General features: G+C 68.8%; 14 protein-coding genes. 8 read left to right on the top strand and 6 right to left on the bottom strand.

Translation table 11 applies throughout. The annotated features are described in order from the left end of the window. Positions 1-284: 284 nt before the first annotated feature. From ACT2FV_RS20845 to ACT2FV_RS20835, 3 genes are all read left to right on the top strand, one after another. The gene (locus tag ACT2FV_RS20845) at positions 285-1,730 is read left to right on the top strand and encodes a TAXI family TRAP transporter solute-binding subunit (RefSeq protein ID WP_444504707.1); all 1,446 of its coding nucleotides are present in this window, start codon (positions 285-287) and stop codon (positions 1,728-1,730) included. Between the two features lie 93 nt (positions 1,731-1,823). Continuing rightward, positions 1,824-2,462 (top strand): 2-hydroxychromene-2-carboxylate isomerase, encoded by a 639-nt coding sequence (locus ACT2FV_RS20840; RefSeq protein WP_444504706.1) that lies wholly within the window; start codon positions 1,824-1,826, stop codon positions 2,460-2,462. Positions 2,463-2,531: 69 nt separating this feature from the next. Further along, entirely contained in the window at positions 2,532-3,479 is a 948-nt protein-coding gene (locus ACT2FV_RS20835; RefSeq protein WP_059604519.1) for a LysR family transcriptional regulator, read from the top strand. Positions 3,480-3,522: 43 nt separating this feature from the next. On the opposite strand, the gene ACT2FV_RS20830 is transcribed toward ACT2FV_RS20835, so the two are convergent. The 4 genes from ACT2FV_RS20830 to xdhA form a co-directional block, all read right to left on the bottom strand. Beyond that, positions 3,523-3,924 (bottom strand): polyketide cyclase, encoded by a 402-nt coding sequence (locus ACT2FV_RS20830; protein WP_444504705.1) that lies wholly within the window; start codon positions 3,922-3,924, stop codon positions 3,523-3,525. Between the two features lie 97 nt (positions 3,925-4,021). Beyond that, the gene (gene xdhC / locus ACT2FV_RS20825) at positions 4,022-4,696 is read right to left on the bottom strand and encodes a xanthine dehydrogenase accessory protein XdhC (RefSeq protein WP_444504704.1); all 675 of its coding nucleotides are present in this window, start codon (positions 4,694-4,696) and stop codon (positions 4,022-4,024) included. A 1-nt stretch (position 4,697) separates the two neighbouring features. Further along, positions 4,698-7,061, bottom strand: coding sequence for a xanthine dehydrogenase molybdopterin binding subunit (gene xdhB, locus ACT2FV_RS20820; protein WP_124629558.1), 2,364 nt, complete (start codon positions 7,059-7,061; stop codon positions 4,698-4,700). Between the two features lie 18 nt (positions 7,062-7,079). Continuing rightward, entirely contained in the window at positions 7,080-8,651 is a 1,572-nt protein-coding gene (gene xdhA / locus ACT2FV_RS20815) for a xanthine dehydrogenase small subunit (RefSeq protein ID WP_124629557.1), read from the bottom strand. A 348-nt stretch (positions 8,652-8,999) separates the two neighbouring features. Between xdhA and ACT2FV_RS20810 the strand changes: the two genes are divergently transcribed. Then, positions 9,000-10,214: an MFS transporter gene (locus ACT2FV_RS20810; RefSeq protein ID WP_444504703.1), complete on the top strand. Its 1,215-nt coding sequence runs from the start codon at positions 9,000-9,002 to the stop codon at positions 10,212-10,214. Between the two features lie 111 nt (positions 10,215-10,325). Here ACT2FV_RS20810 and ACT2FV_RS20805 read toward each other — a convergent pair whose 3' ends face one another. Next, positions 10,326-11,216 carry a DMT family transporter gene (locus ACT2FV_RS20805; RefSeq protein ID WP_151050392.1) on the bottom strand — a complete coding sequence of 297 codons (891 nt, stop codon included), beginning with the start codon at positions 11,214-11,216 and terminating at the stop codon, positions 10,326-10,328. A 133-nt stretch (positions 11,217-11,349) separates the two neighbouring features. On the opposite strand from ACT2FV_RS20805, the gene ACT2FV_RS20800 reads away from it, so the two are divergent. Continuing rightward, entirely contained in the window at positions 11,350-12,285 is a 936-nt protein-coding gene (locus tag ACT2FV_RS20800; protein ID WP_226113673.1) for an AraC family transcriptional regulator, read from the top strand. 63 nt (positions 12,286-12,348) lie between these two features. Here the strand turns inward: ACT2FV_RS20800 and ACT2FV_RS20795 are convergent, their stop codons facing one another. Continuing rightward, on the bottom strand, positions 12,349-13,560 hold the full coding sequence (locus tag ACT2FV_RS20795) for a pyridoxal-phosphate-dependent aminotransferase family protein (RefSeq protein ID WP_059604498.1): 1,212 nt from the start codon (positions 13,558-13,560) through the stop codon (positions 12,349-12,351). Between the two features lie 755 nt (positions 13,561-14,315). Here ACT2FV_RS20795 and ACT2FV_RS20790 point away from each other — a divergent pair. The 3 genes from ACT2FV_RS20790 to bluB all read left to right on the top strand — a co-directional run bounded on the left by ACT2FV_RS20790 (position 14,316) and on the right by bluB (position 17,218). Beyond that, complete coding sequence (locus ACT2FV_RS20790) at positions 14,316-15,302, top strand: LysR family transcriptional regulator (protein WP_151050390.1); 987 nt, start codon at positions 14,316-14,318, stop codon at positions 15,300-15,302. Positions 15,303-15,332: 30 nt separating this feature from the next. Continuing rightward, on the top strand, positions 15,333-16,331 hold the full coding sequence (locus ACT2FV_RS20785) for a 2-hydroxyacid dehydrogenase (RefSeq protein ID WP_124903120.1): 999 nt from the start codon (positions 15,333-15,335) through the stop codon (positions 16,329-16,331). Between the two features lie 119 nt (positions 16,332-16,450). Beyond that, a complete protein-coding gene (gene bluB, locus ACT2FV_RS20780) occupies positions 16,451-17,218 on the top strand; it encodes a 5,6-dimethylbenzimidazole synthase (protein WP_059604489.1) in 768 nt (255 codons plus the stop codon). Positions 17,219-17,412: the final 194 nt, after the last annotated feature.

The raw sequence follows: 17,412 nt of genomic DNA, 5'->3' as shown, positions 1-17,412 counted from the left end.
AGCCGCCGGCCGGACGCGCCCGGTCTCATTGCGTGCCGGGTCGCGCGCGAATCGGTCGCGGCTGCGACGCACAATGTAATCCAGCGCCCGCCGAAGCGCAAAGCTTTTGACGCGCGAGCCCCCGGCGGCCGCGGGCTCGCGCGCCCGAGTCCGCCGCCGCGCCACGGGGCCGGACTCGCGCATGCCGGGCGAAACCGGGTACCATCGCCGCCAGAACCTGCATCGCGTACATCGTCCGTGACGCGCGTCACCGACGCGTCACGCCCGTGTCATCCGTCGACTCCATGAAGCCAGCCAGCCCTCGCCCGCCGCGCCGCATCCTCGCCCGCTTCGTCGCGGTGTCGTGGCGCGACCTCGCGCTGTCGATCGGCCCCACCGTGCTGCTCGCGGTCGCGGCGGTCTGGCTCGCGGTCAAGCTGATCCAGCCGGCGCCGCCGTCCACGCTCGTGATTTCGTCCGGCCCGCCCGGCAGCACCTACTGGAACGCCGCGCAGAAATACAAGGCGATCCTCGCGAAGAACGGCGTCACGCTCGACGTCCAGTCATCCGAAGGATCCGCGCAGAACCTCGAGCGGCTGTCGAACCCGAACGCGCCGGTCGACGTCGGCTTCGTGCAGAGCGGCATCGGCCCGAAGGAGCGCGACGAGCACCTGGTATCGCTCGGCAGCATCGGCTACGTGCCGCTCGCGATCATGTACCGCGGCCCGGTGGTCGCGCGCCTGTCCGACTTCAAGGGCAAGCGGCTCGCGCTCGGCGCCGAAGGCAGCGGCGCGCGCGAATTGAGCCTCGCGCTGCTGAAGATGAACGGCATCGTGCCGGGCGGCTCGACCGAGCTGCTGCCGACGGCCGGCGAGGACGCGGCAACCGCGCTGCTCGACGGCAGGATTGACGCCGCATTCCTGTCCGGCGACTCGACGCAGATCCCGGTCATGGCGAAACTGTTCCGCGCCCCCGGCGTGCACGTGTACTCGTTCACGCAGGCCGAGGCGTATGCGCGGCGCTTCCCGTACCTGACCGCGATCACGCTGCCGATGGGCGTCTACGATCTCGGCCGCAACCTGCCGCCCGCCGACATCCATACGGTCGCGCCGACGATCGAGCTGGTCGCGCGCGACTCGCTGCACCCCGCGTTGTCCGACCTGCTGATCGAGGCCGCGCGCGAGGTGCACGGCCACGCGACAATCCTGCAGCACGCGGGCGAATTCCCGTCGGCCGTCACGCGCGGCTTCCCGCTGTCCGACGACGCGGCGCGCTATTACAAGTCGGGCAAGACCTTCCTGTACCGGCGGCTGCCGTTCTGGGTCGCGAGTCTCGTCGACCGGCTGCTGGTCGTGGTGGTGCCGCTGATCGTCGTGCTGATCCCCGGGCTGCGGCTGGTGCCGTCGCTGTATGGCTGGCGCGTACGTTCGCGTATCTACCGCTGGTACGGCGCGCTGATCGCGCTCGAGCGCCGCGCGCTCGGCGAGCATACGGCCGAGGAGCGCGTCCATCTGCTCGACGAGCTCGACGACATCGAGGAAGCCGTGAACCGGATGAAGATGCCGCTCGCGTATGCGGGGCAGTTCTACGTGCTGCGCGAACACATCGGCTTCGTGCGCGAGCGGCTCACCGCGCACGACCACGACGCCGCGTCGGGTACACCCGGCGCCGGCGGCCTCGCGGCGGCGCGCGGCGGCGCGGCCGCGTCGCCGGCCGGCGAGCCCCCTCGGGCGACTCCCGGTTCCGCATGAGCGGCCGATCCACGATCATTGCTGCATCCGCGCGCAGCCGCTTAACTTGAAGGCCGCCGCGAGGCGCACACGCCCCATTCTCTGGAGATCGCCATGACAACCGGCCTCGACACTGCCCAACCCGCCTGGTTCTTCGACTTCGTGTCGCCGTTCTCCTACCTGCTGCTCGAACAGCACGACAAGTGGCCGGACGTGCCGTTCGACCTCGTCGCCGTGTCGCTGCCCGACCTGCAGCGCCACTGGGGACAGCGCCCGAGCGCCGACGTGCCGGCCAAGCGCATGTTCACGTACCGCCATGCGCTGTTTCGCGCCGAACAGCTCGGCATCCGCTTCAAGATGCCGCCCGCGCATCCGTTCGACACCGACAAGGTGCTGCGCCTCGCGATCGCGCTGCGCGCCGACATCGCGACCGTGCTCGAAATGTTCCGCTTCATCTGGCACGACGGCAACGATCCGTCGACGCCGGACGGGTTCGCCGCGCTGTGCGAGCGCGTCGGCGTCGGGCACGGCGACGAGCTGATCGAATTCGAGGAAACGAGCGCGCAGTTGCGCCGCAACACCGACGACGCGATCGCGCTCGGCGTGTTCGGCGTGCCGACGTTCTGGATGAACCAGCAGCTGTTCTGGGGCGAGGACGCGCTGCCAATGGTGCTGTACTGCGCGCGCACGCCGAACTGGCTCGAATCGCGCGAGGTCAAGCGGATCAGCACGCTGCCGAAGGGGCGCGCGTGATGGCCGGTATCACGCACCGCGACACGTGGCTGCGGTAAGGTTACGCTTCTCCCGAATCACCGCGCACCGATGGAAGACGACGACCGTACCGCCTCGCTCGATATCTGGCTCGTGCGCGTATTGCGCACGCTGCTGCTCGAGCGCAGCGTCACGCAGACCGCACTGCGGCTGAACCAGACCCAGCCCGCGATCAGCACCGCGCTGCGCAAGCTGCGCGAGACGCTGAACGACCCGATTCTCGTGCGCGGCAAGTCCGGAATGGTGCCGACCGAGTACGGCGCGTCGCTGCTCGGCGCGGCGTCGCGCGCGCTGCGCGAGGTCGACTTCATCGCAACGCCGCACGGCGACTTCGACCCGTCGTCGGCGCGGCGCACGTTCCGCGTCGCCGCGCCCGACTACCTGAACGATTTCTTCATGCCGACGCTGATCGAACGCTTTCGCGACGCGGCGCCGCATGCACATCTGGAAATCGACTCGCTGAATCCCGCGCTCGATCACGCGGAGGCGCTCGAATCGGGCGCGCTCGATCTCGTGATCGGCAACTGGCCGAAGCCCGACCCGCGGTTCGCGCGCCAGGACCTGTTCTCCGACACGATCGTGTGCCTGATGCGCGATGCGCATCCGCTCGCCCGTGCACCGCTGACGCGCGAAGCGTACGCGTCGGCCGCGCACGTCGCGCCGACGCCCTACACCGGCGACAAGCGCAACGCGATCGAGATCGGCCTCGCACGCGCGCGCCTCACGCGGCGGATCGTGACGACGCTGCCGTATTTCGGGATCGTGCCGCAGGTGCTGCTGCAGTCGGACCTGATCTTCACGACGACGCGCCGCTTCGCGACGCACTATGCGCAGCTGCTGCCGCTCGTCGTCGTCACGCCGCCCGTGCCGTTCCCGCGCATCAAGAGCTACCTGCTCACGCACCCGCACCCCGATCGCCCGACCGACATCGCGTGGCTGTGCGCGCTGATGCAGAGCGTGTCCGACGAGCTGACTGCCGCACGCGGCCGCAAGCGGTGACCCCGCGCGGCACGGCCTGCGCGCGACGACGCAGCCCCGCCGCTCAGGCCGTGCAGAAGGTTTCCTGCAGATGCGTCCAGCGCACGATGCCTGCCGCGTCGCGCGCGAACACGGCGGTCGCGCGACGCGCGGGCAGTTCGCCCGATACCGCATGCTGCGCTTCGAGATAGGTGAGCACCGCATGCGATGCGTCGGCCGCGAGCACGCGGATGTCCGACAGCGCGATGCGCAGCCCCGGCTTCGCGCCGCCGAGCCTCGCGAACAGTGCACGCGTGCCGTCGCGGTCGAGCGCGCGGCCGTCGGTCATGATCATCGTGAAATCGGCGGAAAAAGGTGCGATCAGCGCCTCGAGCGCCGCGGGTGAAGTATCGGTGCCGGACAGCCAGCGCTCGATGTCGACGACGCTTGCATCGAGTGCGTCGAGATAGACCTGGGGATCGGACATGGTGCCTGCACGAAAAGGCGCGCGGCCCGATGCCGCGCGATCCGTGCAGTGTAGGCAAAAACCGGCGGACGTGCGTCGGGCGTGCCGGCCCGCGTCGTTACCGCGCGCAGCTCACGTCGTCGCGCACGCGCCCCGCCGCGGCCGCCTTCGCATCGGCCACCGGCATGCCCGAGCGGGCCTGCAGCAGTTCCGCGCAGACGGCCACCGCGATCGCGCCGGGCGCCTTGTCGACGATGCCCGCGATGCCGATCGGGCACACCATCTCCGCGAGCCGCGCCGGATCGACGCCGCGCGCCGCGAGCCGGCGCTCGAACTTCACGCGCTTGGTGCGCGAACCGATCATCCCGAAGTACGCGAAGTCGCGCCGCCGCATGATCTGCGCGGCGAGCGAGAAATCGAGCGCATGATTGTGCGTCATCACGAGAAAGTACGCGCCGGGCGGCGCCGCGTCGACAACGGCCTCCGGCGTGTCGGTCGACTCCGGCTGCACGTTCGGCGGACATTCGTCCGGGAACAGCTCGTCGCGCGTGTCGACCCACTGCACGACGCACGGCAGTGCGCCGAGCAGCGTGACGAGCGCATGACCGACGTGCCCCGCGCCGAACAGCACGATGTGCATCGGCGGCTGCGCCGCGCTCGCGCGGTTGCGCCGGCCGGTGCCCGGTGCGAACGTCCCGATCGACGGCGCGTTGTCGCACGCGCCGTTGCAACCGGCGGCGGGCGCATGCGACGCGGCATGCAGCGAGCGCAGTGAGCCTGGGGGCCGGTTCATATCAGCCTGCCCGCGCGGCGCCCGCCGCGCGCACCGCATTCACCGCACGCAGGATCGATTCGCCGGTGGCCGGCGCGTCGAGCGGCGGATTCACCCGGTAGTCGCCAACCGCGGCAATCGCGTCGCGCACCGCGAAGAACACCGAGAACGGCAGCAGCAGCGGCGGCTCGCCGACGGCCTTCGACCGGTGGATGCTGTCCTCGACGTTGCGGTTCTGGAACAGCCGCACGTTGAACTCGGGCGGCGTGTCGTTGACGGTCGGAATCTTGTACGTGGACGGAGCGTGCGTCATCAGCTTGCCGCCCGCGTTCCACCACAGCTCCTCGGTCGTGAGCCAGCCCATCCCCTGGATGAACGCGCCTTCGACCTGGCCGATGTCGAGTGCCGGGTTCAGCGAAGCGCCCACGTCGTGCAACGCGTCGACGCGCAGCGTGCGCATCTCGCCCGTCAGCGTGTCGATCACGACTTCCGACACGGCCGCGCCGTACGAGTAGTAGTAGAACGGCCGGCCCTGCAGCTTCGACTGATCCCAGTGCAGCTTCGGCGTCGCGTAGAAACCGTCGGACCACAACTGCACACGTGCAAGGTAGGCCTTCGCGATCACTTCGCCGAACGGCACGCCGTGGCCGCCGACCCACACGACATCGTTGCCGAACTTCACGTCGGCCGCATCGATCTTGCCGTCGCCGAACTGCTTCGCCGCGAACGCCGCGAGGCGCTCGCGCAACTGGCGCGCCGCATCCTGCGCGGCCTTGCCGTTCAGGTCGGAGCCCGTCGACGCGGCCGTCGCGGACGTGTTCGCGACCTTGCTCGTGTCGGTCGCCGTCACGCGGATCCGGCCGAAGCGGATGCCGAGCTCGTGCGCGACCACTTGCGCGACCTTCGTGTTGAGCCCCTGCCCCATCTCCGTGCCGCCGTGGTTCACGAGCACCGAGCCGTCGGTGTAGATGTGCACCAGCGCGCCGGCCTGGTTGAAGTGCGTGACGTTGAACGCGATGCCGAACTTCACCGGCGTGAGCGCGATGCCCTTCTTCAGCACCGCGTTGCGTGCGTTGAATTCGCGCACGCCCGCGCGCCGTGCGCGGTAGTCGCTCGTCGTCTCGAGTTCGCCGAGCAGTTCATGCAGCACGTTGTCCTCGACCGTCTGCCCGTAAGGCGTCACGTTGCGTTCGGTCTTGCCGTACAGGTTCGCGTAGCGCACGTCGAGCGGATCGCGGCCGAGCGAGCGCGCGACGTCGTCGAGGATGTATTCGATCGCGAACGCGCCCTGCGGACCGCCGAAGCCGCGGAACGCGGTGTTCGACTGCGTGTTGGTCTTGCCGCAGTAGCCGGCGATGTCGACGTCGCCGAGCCAGTACGCGTTGTCGAAGTGGCACACCGCGCGCGTCATCACCGGGCCCGACAGGTCCGCCGAGAAGCCGCAGCGCGACGTCATGTCGAGCGCCACGCCGTCGAGGCGGCCGTCGTCGTCGTAGCCGACGTCGAAGCGGTAATGGAAATCGTGCCGCTTGCCGGTGATCATCATGTCGTCGTCGCGGTCCGGACGCAGCTTCACCGGGCACAGCAGCTTCCAGGCGGCGAGCGCCGCGCAGCACGCGAACAGGCCCGACTGCGATTCCTTGCCGCCGAACCCGCCGCCCATCCGGCGGCATTCGACCAGCACGTTGTGCGACGCGACGCCGAGCACGTGCGCGACGAGATGCTGCATCTCGCTCGGGTGCTGCGTCGAGCAGTACACGTGCATCCCGTCGTCGTCCTTCGGCACCGCGTAGGCGATCTGGCCTTCCAGGTAGAACTGCTCCTGGCCGCCGAGCAGCATCTCGCCCGACTCGCGATGCGGCGCGGCGGCGAGCCGCGCGGCCGCGTCGCCGCGCGCGAGCTTCAGCGGCGGGATTACATAGGTTTCGGCCTTGCGCGCATCCTGCGCGGTCAGGATCGCGGGCAGCTCCTCGTAGTCGACCTGCGCGCGGCGCGCGGCGAGCCGCGCGATTTCGTGCGACGTCGCGACGACGATGAACATCGGCTGGCCGACGAACTGCACGATGCCCTTGGCGAGCACCGGGTCGTCGTGGATGATCGGGCCGCAGTCGTTCACGCCCGGGATGTCGTCGGCCGTGAACACGGCGACCACGCCGGGCGTCGCGCGCACCGCGTCGAAGTTCATCGACACGATCTTCGCGTGCGGCTTCGCGGACAACCCGAGCGCCGCGTGCAGCGTGCCCGCGACGAGCGGGATGTCGTCGGTGTAGGTCGCGCGCCCGCTCACGTGCAGGTGGGCCGATTCGTGCGCGCGCGAGACGTGCACCTGCGCGGCGTCGGCCTGCGGGTCGAGGGTGTTCAGGAACGGTTCTGCTTGCTGGTTCATCTTCGGTGTTCTCCGTCTTCAGACGCGCGCCGCGACATCGGCAACGTCGGCGCCGGCTTCGGCGGCCACTTCACGCACATTCAGGGCTTGCGGCGGCAGCGGGTCGTGCGGACGCGTCTCCAGCCAGAATCGATACATCAGGTTCTTCGCGGTATCGAGGCGATACGCGCTCGTCGCACGCATGTCGGTGAGCGGCTGGTAGTCGCGCTCGAGCGCCTGCATCGCGGCCTGCGCGGTGGCTTCGTGCCATTGCGCGCCGTCGAGCAGGCTTTCCGTGTGCGTCGCGCGCTTCGGCGTCGCGGCCATCCCGCCGAACGCGATGCGCGGCTCGCGGATCAGTTCGCCGTCCGCGATGAACGCGAACGCCGCGCACACCGCCGAAATGTCGGAGTCGAAGCGCTTCGACAGCTTGTACGTCCGGAACTGCAGCTTCGCACGCGCGCCGGTGCGGGTCGGCACCTTCAGGCCGACGACGAATTCGTGCGGCGCCATGTCCTTTTGCTGATAGCCGGTGTAGAGCGCCTCGAGCGGCAGCTCGCGCACCGTGTCGCCGCCGCGCAGCACGACCCGCGCGCCGAGCGCGATCAGGCCCGGCATCGAGTCGCCGATCGGCGAACCGTTCGCGACGTTGCCGCCGATCGTCCCCGCGTTGCGGATCGGCAGCGACGCGAAGCGCTTCCACATTTCCGTCAGTTCCGGATACGTGTCGGCGAGCGCCGCATACCCGTTCTCGACCGTCACGCCCGCGCCGATCTCGATCCAGTCGTCGCCGCGCACGACATTCTGCAGTTCGGCGATCTGGCCGACGTAGATCAGGTCGTCCAGACGGCGCATCTGCTTGGTGACCCACAGGCCGATGTCGGTGCTGCCGGCGAGGATCCGCGCAGCGGGACGCTCGGCTTTCAGCGCGGCCAGCGCGTCGAGCGTGCGCGGCGCCGCGAAGCGCGCGCCGTCGGCCGTCGTGTAGTCGAACGTGTCGTCGCGCTTGAGCGTTGCGAGCGTACGGGCGAGCGTGGCCGTGTCGACCGGCGCGGTAGACGCCGGCGCACCTTCGCCGGTTGCGTCGAACATCTGCACGGCCGCGTCGACGATCGGGCGGTAGCCGGTGCAGCGGCACAGGTTGCCGGTCAGCGCATCGGCGATCTCGGTGCGCGTCGGCACGTCCTTCGCCTTTGCACACGCACTGCCGCAGCCTTCGTGGCCATGCTTCTCGTACAGCGCCCACATCGACATCACGAAACCGGGTGTGCAGAACCCGCATTGCGACCCGTGGCAATCGACCATCGCCTGCTGCACCGGGTGCAGCGAACCGTCCGGCTGGCGCAGGTCTTCCACCGTGAGCAGCGCCTTGCCGTCGAGCGTCGGCAGGAACTGGATGCAGGCGTTGACGGCCTTGAACGCGACGGTGCCCGCGTCGGTCAGCTCGCCGACGACGACCGTGCACGCGCCGCAGTCGCCTTCCGCGCAGCCTTCCTTGGTGCCGGTGCAGTGCGCGTCCTCGCGCAGGTATTGCAGCACGGTGCGGGTGACGTCCGCGCCGCTGACTTCGCGGACCGCGTGACGATGGTAGAAGCGGATCGGCTCACTCATGTCTCTATCGTTCTTCAAGTGGGGGCAAGGCGGCCTGCGCGGGGCGCTCGACCGACGTTTCTCTGACAGTTTGCACGCTATCACCATCAAATTCCGCAACCCATAGCCCATCACGCATGGGGCCCATATAACTGCCGCGATATGGGCGCCGAGGCCGCACGGCGGGCATCGAGCACCTTGCCCCATCTGGGTTCCAGGCCTGCCGGCACCGTTCCGTCAGCGATTCTTCGGCAACGGAAACGGGTCGCGATTAACTAAATGGTACCTGCATGAAAACCGGTTCCATGGGAAAATCCCGATTCCCTTTTTCGCCGTCTTCCGCCCGTTTCGCCCATTCGTTCCGACCCCATGTCAACCGATTCCGCCACACCGCCGCGCAGCGGGTTCGCGGTCACGCTGCAAATCGTGTCCGTCGTCTGCTTCACGTTCATCTGCTACCTGACCATCGGCCTGCCGCTCGCGGTGCTGCCGGGCTTCGTCCACGACGACCTCGGCTTTTCCGCCATCGTCGCGGGCGGCGCAATCAGCGTCCAGTATTTCGCGACCCTCGCGTCGCGCCCGCTCGCCGGGCGCTTCGCCGACACACTCGGGCCGAAGCAGACGGTGCTGCGCGGGCTGATCGGCTGCGGCGTGTCGGGCGTGCTGCTGCTCGTCGCGCTGCTGCTGGCCCACTGGCCGGTCGCGAGCCTCGTGCTGCTGGTCGCGAGCCGGCTCGTGCTCGGCGTCGGCGAGAGCCTGTGCGGCACCGGCGCGATCCTGTGGGGCATCGGGCGGGTCGGCGTCGCGCACAACGCGAAAGTGATTTCGTGGAACGGCATCGCGACCTACGGCGCACTCGCACTCGGCGCGCCCGTCGGCGTCGCGATCGCGCATACGTTGAATCCGGCGCTGATCGGCGTGATCGTGATCGCGCTCGCCGCGACCGGCTTCTACCTTGCACGCCTGATCGATTCCGTGCCGCTCGTGCACGGCGAACGGATGTCGTATGCGAGCGTGTTCACGCGCGTGCTGCCGCACGGCCTCGGTCTCGCGCTCGGCTCCGCCGGCTTCGGCTCGATCGCGACCTTCGTCACGCTGTACTACGCGGCGCGCCACTGGCCGAACGCCGCGCTATCGCTGACCGTGTTCGGCACGCTGTTCATCGGCGCGCGCCTGCTGTTCGCGAACACGATCAAGACTTATGGCGGCTTCCGCGTCGCGATCGTGTCGTTCGCGTTCGAATGCTCGGGCCTCGTGCTGCTGTGGATCGCGCCCGTGCCGCATGTCGCGCTCGTCGGCGCGGCGCTGACCGGCTTCGGCTTCGCGCTGATCTTCCCGGCGCTCGGCGTCGAGGCCGTCGGGCTCGTGCCGCCGGCAAGCCGCGGCGCGGCGCTGTCCGCGTATTCGGTGTTCCTCGACCTGTCGCTCGGCATCACGGGCCCGCTCGCGGGCTATGTGGCCGGTGAGTTCGGCTATCCGCAGGTGTTCCTGTTCGCGGCGGTGGCCGCGGCGGCAGGCGTCGCGCTGTCGATGGTGCTGTATCAGCGGCAGGCGCGAGTCGCGGGGAGCGGCGCGGCGGCTTGAGCGAGCCGCTCGCCGGACGCGCAGGCGGCCGCTGCCCTGGCGCCCAAACGAAAACGCCCGCATCGCGCGGGCGTTTTTTGTTTCCGGCGGCCATCGCGACGGCCGCCCCGGTCAGGCCGTGCGCAGGAACAACCGTCGCGTCAGGTCGAACGCGACGAGATTGCCGGCCACCACGAGCAACAGCCCGACCACCGCGAGCGGCGACCACTGGTAGCCCTCGAAGACCGTCGACACGGCAAGCGCGACGATCGGGAACAGCACCGTGCAGTATGCGGCGCGCTCGGGCCCGATCCGGCCGACGAGGGTCAGGTAAGCAGTGAACCCGATCACCGAGCCCGGCACGGCCAGATAGAGGAGCGCGCCGAGATAGCGCGGGCTCGGGTCGATCATGAACGGCAGCCCGGCCATCGCGCTGCCGACCGTCAGGATCGCCGCGCCGATCAGCATCGCCCAGCCGTTGGTCACGAGCGGGTGCAGGCCCATCGACTGCATCCGGCTCGACAGCAGGTTGCCCGCCGAGAAGCACATCGTGCCCGCGAACGCGATCGCGAGGCCCGTCCAGGTCGCGTGATCGTCGAGATGGCTGGCCATCTGCTGCCAGAACAGGCATGCGATGCCGGTCAGCCCGAGCAGCGCGCCGGCGATCGCGGACGGCCGCAGCGGGCGGCCCATGAACAGCCGGCCGTTGATCGAGTTCAGCAGCGGAGCGGTCGAGAAGATCACGGCGACGAGGCCGCTCGGCACGACCTGCTCCGAATAGTAGAAGCACAGGAAATTCAGGCAGAACAGCGCGAAGCCCTGCGCGACGAGGTAGCGCCACGCCTCGCGCGGCGGACGCACCGGCCGGCGCATCACGCGCAGCAGCGCGAACAGCACGGCGGCCGCGAGCCAGAAGCGCCACGCGATCGACACGGGCGGCGGCACGGCGCCGAGCTGCCATTTGATCGCGATCCAGGTGGTGCCCCAGATCAGCACGGTAACGAAATAGAGCGACAGGTTCATGGCGGCAACGAAGCGGAACGAGTGAAGCGGACTCCGACTGTGCCGCCACCCTGCCCGCGCGGATTGTCCGGAATTGCGGTCTTTTTCGGGCAGCCGCACGGCGCGCTTCGCGCGCGCTTATACTCGCCCCATCATGAGTTCGCCCCTGTACGCCCCGCCCATCGACCACGCGGCTGCCCTTGCCGGCGGTGCGATGCCGTTCGGCCTGCAGTCGGTATGCCGCACGCTCGCCGAGGCGAACGCGACGCTCGAGCGCTTCACCTGGCTCGGCGACCATCTCGCGATCGCCGAATGGACGCGCATCACCGACGAAAGCGAAACGATCTACGAACAGCCCGGCCACCACACGCTGTCGTGCTATCTGGACGGCGGCTACCGGACGGAGCGCGAACGCGTGCCGCGCTACGGCGCGCCGAGCCTGCTGTGCGCGCTGCCGGGCGACCATGAGTCGCGCTGGTGGGTGCGCGGCGAGATGCACTTCATCCACCTTTACTTCCTGCCCGAGCACTTCACGCAGCGCGCGATCCGCGAGCTCGATCGCGAGCCGCGCGAGCTGAAGCTCGCCGACCGCACCTATTTCGAGGATGCACGCGTCGCGGCGCAGTTCCGTTCGCTTGCGCTCGAACGCTGGGACGATGCCGACGGACGGCTGCGCGTCAACGAAGCCGCGCACGACGTGCTGAGCCTGCTGCTGCGCGGCCAGAGCACGACGCGCACCGATCTGCCGTTCCGCGGCGGACTCGCGCCGGCCGTGCGCCGCCGCGTGCGCGACTACATCGACAGCTACCTGTCCCAGCCGCTGACGCTCGGCGAGCTGGCGAACGTCGCCGCGCTGTCCGAATACCATTTCTCGCGGATGTTCAGGCTGTCGTTCGGGCGCGCGCCGCACGCGTGGGTGGCCGAGCAGCGGCTCGCGCGGGCGCGCCTGCTGCTGCGCACGACGGCGCTACCGCTCGCACAGGTCGCGGCCGAATGCGGTTACGCGAACGCCGGCCACTTCAGCCACCGCTTTCGCGACGCGCACGGCACGACGCCGAACGCGTACCGGCGCGCGATGCAGGGCGGCTGAACGCCGCACCCCGGCTGTCGACGAGGCGGTTTCGTGCAGCGCACCCGCCTCGCGTCTCTCCGCTTACGTACCGCGCCGCGACAGTTCCTGCTCGAGCGCAGCCACGCCGGCCGGCAGGTCGACCGGCACCTTCAGGTCGACCATCGTGCGGCCGAACGCGTGCAGCGTGCGGAACAGGTTGTGTTCGCGGCACTGTTCGCCCATCTGCCCGATCCGCACGATCGGCAGCCCGAACGAGCCCGAAATCTCGACCTGGTACTGCTTCGAGATATGGCCGCACACCATCCCGGGCGTGAGCCCTTCGGGCGTCTCGATCCCGACCACCGAGTTGAGCCGGCAGTCCTTCGGCGCATAGAGCGCGAGCCCCATCGCCTCGACGCCCGCCTGCAGCGCGAGCGAGCAGCGCAGGTGGCGCGCGAAGCGACTTTCGAGCGTCTCCGCGCAGACGAGCCGCAGCGCCTCGTGCAGCGCGAGCACGCCCGACACCGGCGCCGTGTAGTGATAGCCCGCGTTGTGCCAGAAGTTCTCCGCGAGCGCCATGTCGAGGCACCAGTGCGCGTTCGGTTCCGGACGATGCTTCATGCGCTCCCACGCGGCGTCGGAGAATGCGATCAGCGACACACCGGGGATCGACGACAGCCCCTTCTGGCCCCCCGTGATCACCGCGTCGATGCCCCACGCGTCCATTTCGAGCGGCATCGTCGACAGCGTGCACACCGCGTCGACCACGACCAGCGCACCGGCCGCCTTCGCGAGCGCCGCGATGTCGCGCAGATCGCGATTCCACACGGTGTTCGACGTCTCGCCCTGCACGATCGTGACGATCTCGGGCCGCTCCCGCGCGATCGCGTCCGCGATTTCGTCGAGGCTCGCGACCGAGCGGTCGGCCACCTCGAGCGTGGCGACGTCGGCGCCGACGCGCGTGGCCATCTCGGCCATCCGCGCGCTGAAGAACCCGTTGCGGATCGACAGCACGCGCGTACCGCGCCACGCGAGGTTCGAAATCGCCATCTCCATCGCGGCCGAGCCGGGGCCGGCAACGCCGAGCACCCACTTCGTGCGGGTCTGGAACACGTAGCGCGCCATCTCCTTCACCTGCTCGATGATCTTCGCCATCGTCGCGCCGAGGTGGTTGATCACGATCGTGTTCGCCTTCGCGACGGCGGCCGGGATCGGGACCGGGCCGGCCCCCATCATCAGCAGCGGTTCTTCGGGCAGGATCGCGTCGAGCGGCACGACGACGGGACAGGGAATCGGCGAGTAATCGATGGACATGGCAGGCAAGGGAGGTAGGAAGAAAACGCTCGGACGTCGTTCGCCGCACGGCACGGCCAACTGATCGATCATTCCGCGTTCCGCGCTCGCGCGCAAGAGGCACGCGCGGCCGGACAGCGTGACGCTGGCCCGGTCGACGGACCGGGCCAGCCAGCCGGGCCTGCGTCGCACGACCGGGTTGCGCAATCCCGCAGCATGGCCGTGCGCATGCAAAACGGTTCCATCCGCGGTTCGATGTCCGCGATTTTCTCGCGCAGTATTGCGATGCGCTCCGGATGCCCGCGTTCTGCACGATACATGCATCCACCGGAATACCGGCCATCACGATGAAAATCGTGCAGGGTGGAATCGGCCCACGAAAACCAGACCCCGGGAAAAAACATCCATTATCGCGGCATCAATTGGTGAGCGATTTCACCCATTACCGCACCCCGCCACACACGATCACGCACAATGCATTGATTTACATGACAAATATTCGAACCGTCGGCAGTTTCACTCAATACACTTCCGGCTATCCCCCGCACATACACACGACACTTCCCCGCTAAATCGATACCCGCTATTTCGATTTTACGCAACCCGCCCTTTTTCTCAGGTTGACGGATATCGGTTCTGTAATGAACAATCGTCTGCAGAATCGAAATCCGATTTTTCGATATGGGCCAGAACCTGGTGTCACGCGACGTTTTTCCAGGTCGCGCAACGAAAAATCACAACCAAAATCAATCAACCGGGCCAGAAATTCGCGAGCCATGAACCAGATTCAGACCATGCGTGTGTTCGTCTGCGTCGCCGAACAGCAGAGCTTCCGGCGCGCGGCGCACCATCTAGGCGTATCCAATGCGCTCGTCACGCGCTCGATCGCGATGCTCGAGTCTCACCTGAACACGCGGTTGATCCACCGCACCACGCGCAACCTGTCGCTGACCGAGGCCGGCCTGCGCTACCTCGACGGCTGCCGTGCGCTGCTCGAGGAATTCGATCATCTCGAGGCGTCCGTCGCGCACGCCGTGCGCGAGCCGGCCGGCACGTTGCGCGTGGTCGCGTCCGGCCTGCTGTCGCCGCTTGCGCTCACCCCGCTCGTCAGCAGTTTCCGGCACCGCTACCCCGAACTGCGCGTGCAGCTTACCGTCGCCGAAGGGCCGCTCGACGTGCTCGAATCCGGCTACGACGTCGGCATCGCGACGGGCAACCTGCTCGACGGCAACCCGACCCTGATCGGCCACGCACTCGCACCGAACCCGTTCGTCGCCTGCGCGGCGCCCGCGTATCTCGAACGGCGCGGCGAGCCGCGCGCACCCGACGACCTGCCGGGCCACGACTGGGTCGCGCTCGCGCCGCACCAGCATGCGCCCGCGTGGCGGCTGGTCGGCCACGACGGCGTCACGCATTCGATCACGGTGCGCCCGACCTGCACGGTCAACCAGCTGGCGCTCGTGCAGTTGGCGGCCGTCGCCGGGTCCGGCATCGCGGTGCTGCCCGAGGCGAGCATCGTCGACGCGCTCGCCACCGGCACGCTCGTGCGGCTACTGCCCGCCTACCGGATCGACGACACGGACACGCAGCTGTCCCTCGTCTACCCGAACCGCCAGTACGTGCCGGCCCGCACGCGAAGCTTCGTCGAGCACGCGCTCGAGCATTTCGGCGCACAGGCGGCCCGCGAGCGGACCGGCTACGGCTTCCTGCGCACGCCCGATCGCACCGACATCGCCACCGGCCGGCAGACGGGCCTGCAGTAAACTGCACGCGACAGCCATCGGAGGTGCAGCGTGCGCGTGATCCTGTTCAGCAGCCGGCAGTACGACGACGAATCGTTTACCGCCGCCAACCGGCAATTCGGCTATCGGCTGCACTTCCAGCCGTCGCACCTCGACGCGGAGACCGCGATCCTCGCGCACGGCTTCGAGGTCGTCTGTCCGTTCGTCAACGACACCGTCGACGCGGCCGTGCTCCAACGGCTCGCTGACGGCGGCACGCGCCTGATCGCGCTGCGCTCGGCGGGTTTCAACCACGTCGACCTGGCGGCCGCGGAGCGGCTCGGCATCGCCGTCGTGCGCGTGCCGGCGTATTCGCCGCATGCGGTTGCCGAACACGCGGTCGCATTGATCCTTGCACTCAACCGCCGGCTGCCGCGCGCGGTCGCACGCACGCGCGAAGGCGACTTCTCGCTGAACGGCCTGCTCGGCTTCGACCTGCACGGCAAGACCGTCGGCGTGGTTGGCACCGGCCTGATCGGCAGTGTGTTCGCGAAGATCATGATGGGCTTCGGGATGCACGTGCTCGCGCACTCGATGCCGCCGTACGACGACGAATTGATCGCGTTCGGCGCGCGCTACGTCGAACTCGACGAGTTGCTGCACCATTCGGACATCGTCAGCCTGCACTGCCCCCTGCTGCCGTCGACGCACCATCTGATCAACGCGCAGACGCTCGCGCGGATGAAGCACGGCGCGATGCTGATCAATACCGGCCGCGGCGGCCTCGTCGACGCGCAGGCGCTGGTCGACGCGCTCAAGAGCGGCCAGCTCGGCCATCTCGGGCTCGACGTGTACGAGGAGGAGAGCGGTCTGTTCTTCGAGGATCACTCCGACCTGCCGCTGCAGGACGACGTCCTCGCGCGCCTGCTGACGTTCCCGAACGTGATCGTCACGTCGCACCAGGCGTTCTTCACGCGCGAGGCGCTCGCCGAGATCGCGCACACGACGCTGCTGAACATCGAGGCGTGGCACGCCGGCACACCGACCAACGTCGTCACGACGGGGCGCTGATCCTCGGCGCTCGGCGCACGTGATCCGTCAACGATTCATCATTTTGTTTTGACTGATGTAACGCCGCCCGTCCGGCGTCTGCTATCGTTGCGCCGACTTCCCCCTTGCTTCTGCCGCTCATGCGTTTCGACGACTCCGCCATTGCCGCGGTCTACCGCGCGATCTTCGAACGGCGCGACATGCGCCACTTCACGCCGGCGCCCGTCGATCCGGCCACGCTCGCGCGGCTGCTGCGCGCCGCGCACCACGCGCCGAGCGTCGGCTTCATGCAGCCATGGCGCTTCATCCGCATCACCGATCCCGCGCTGCGCACCGCGATCCACGCGCTGGTCGAGGCCGAGCGCCGCGCGACCGCCGACGCACTCGGCGAGCGGCAGGACGAATTCATGCGGCTGAAGGTCGAAGGGGTGCGCGAATGCGGCGAGCTGCTGGTCGTCGCGCTGACCGACGATCGCGAGCGCCACGTGTTCGGCCGCCGCACGCTGCCGGAGATGGACCTCGCGTCCGCCGCCTGCGCGATTCAGAACATGTGGCTCGCCGCGCGCGCGGAAGGGCTCGGGATGGGCTGGGTGTCGCTGTTCGACGTCGACGCGCTGCGCACGCTGCTCGGCATGCCGGCCGGCGCGAAGCCGATCGCCGTGCTGTGCGTCGGGCATGTCGATGCGTTCTACGCGAAGCCGATGCTCGAGGAGGAGCGCTGGGCCGCGCGGATGCCGATCGAGGCATGCCTGTTCGAAAACGGCTGGGACGCACCGGTGATGCAGGCCGCCGACTGCACGGCAAACGCCGGCGCGACAGCCGGATCGTCGCCATCGCCGTCGCCCGCAGTTGCCGAACCGGACGACCGCTCAGACTCGGCACCAGCCGGCGCCCTGCCCGAACGCTGACCGAACCCACAGCGCGCGCAAGGCGCCGCTCCACCCGGCGTCGCTCCGACCCGAATTTCGCCGCGCGCCGCCGCTGGACCCGCCCAATCCCACACTGTGAAGCACCCCGGCCGTTACCGCGTCGCACGCCGGCAACATCCGTTTTGGCCCCGAGCATAGGGGTTTTCACTGAAGTAGAATCGCGGCTGATGTCT

It is taken from the genome of Burkholderia sp. PR2 (assembly GCF_052372875.1).
In the GTDB taxonomy this organism is placed as follows: Bacteria; Pseudomonadota; Gammaproteobacteria; order Burkholderiales; family Burkholderiaceae; genus Burkholderia; species Burkholderia diffusa.
This window is presented reverse-complemented; position numbering and strand designations above follow the sequence as displayed.

Coding starts and splice junctions, on each gene's coding strand:
- ACT2FV_RS20845 (WP_444504707.1), top strand. CDS start 285: ATGAAGCCAGCCAGCCCTCGCCCGCCGCGCCGCATCCTCGCCCGCTTC.
- ACT2FV_RS20840 (WP_444504706.1), top strand. CDS start 1,824: ATGACAACCGGCCTCGACACTGCCCAACCCGCCTGGTTCTTCGACTTC.
- ACT2FV_RS20835 (WP_059604519.1), top strand. CDS start 2,532: ATGGAAGACGACGACCGTACCGCCTCGCTCGATATCTGGCTCGTGCGC.
- ACT2FV_RS20830 (WP_444504705.1), bottom strand. CDS start 3,924: ATGTCCGATCCCCAGGTCTATCTCGACGCACTCGATGCAAGCGTCGTC.
- xdhC (WP_444504704.1), bottom strand. CDS start 4,696: ATGAACCGGCCCCCAGGCTCACTGCGCTCGCTGCATGCCGCGTCGCAT.
- xdhB (WP_124629558.1), bottom strand. CDS start 7,061: ATGAACCAGCAAGCAGAACCGTTCCTGAACACCCTCGACCCGCAGGCC.
- xdhA (WP_124629557.1), bottom strand. CDS start 8,651: ATGAGTGAGCCGATCCGCTTCTACCATCGTCACGCGGTCCGCGAAGTC.
- ACT2FV_RS20810 (WP_444504703.1), top strand. CDS start 9,000: ATGTCAACCGATTCCGCCACACCGCCGCGCAGCGGGTTCGCGGTCACG.
- ACT2FV_RS20805 (WP_151050392.1), bottom strand. CDS start 11,216: ATGAACCTGTCGCTCTATTTCGTTACCGTGCTGATCTGGGGCACCACC.
- ACT2FV_RS20800 (WP_226113673.1), top strand. CDS start 11,350: ATGAGTTCGCCCCTGTACGCCCCGCCCATCGACCACGCGGCTGCCCTT.
- ACT2FV_RS20795 (WP_059604498.1), bottom strand. CDS start 13,560: ATGTCCATCGATTACTCGCCGATTCCCTGTCCCGTCGTCGTGCCGCTC.
- ACT2FV_RS20790 (WP_151050390.1), top strand. CDS start 14,316: ATGAACCAGATTCAGACCATGCGTGTGTTCGTCTGCGTCGCCGAACAG.
- bluB (WP_059604489.1), top strand. CDS start 16,451: ATGCGTTTCGACGACTCCGCCATTGCCGCGGTCTACCGCGCGATCTTC.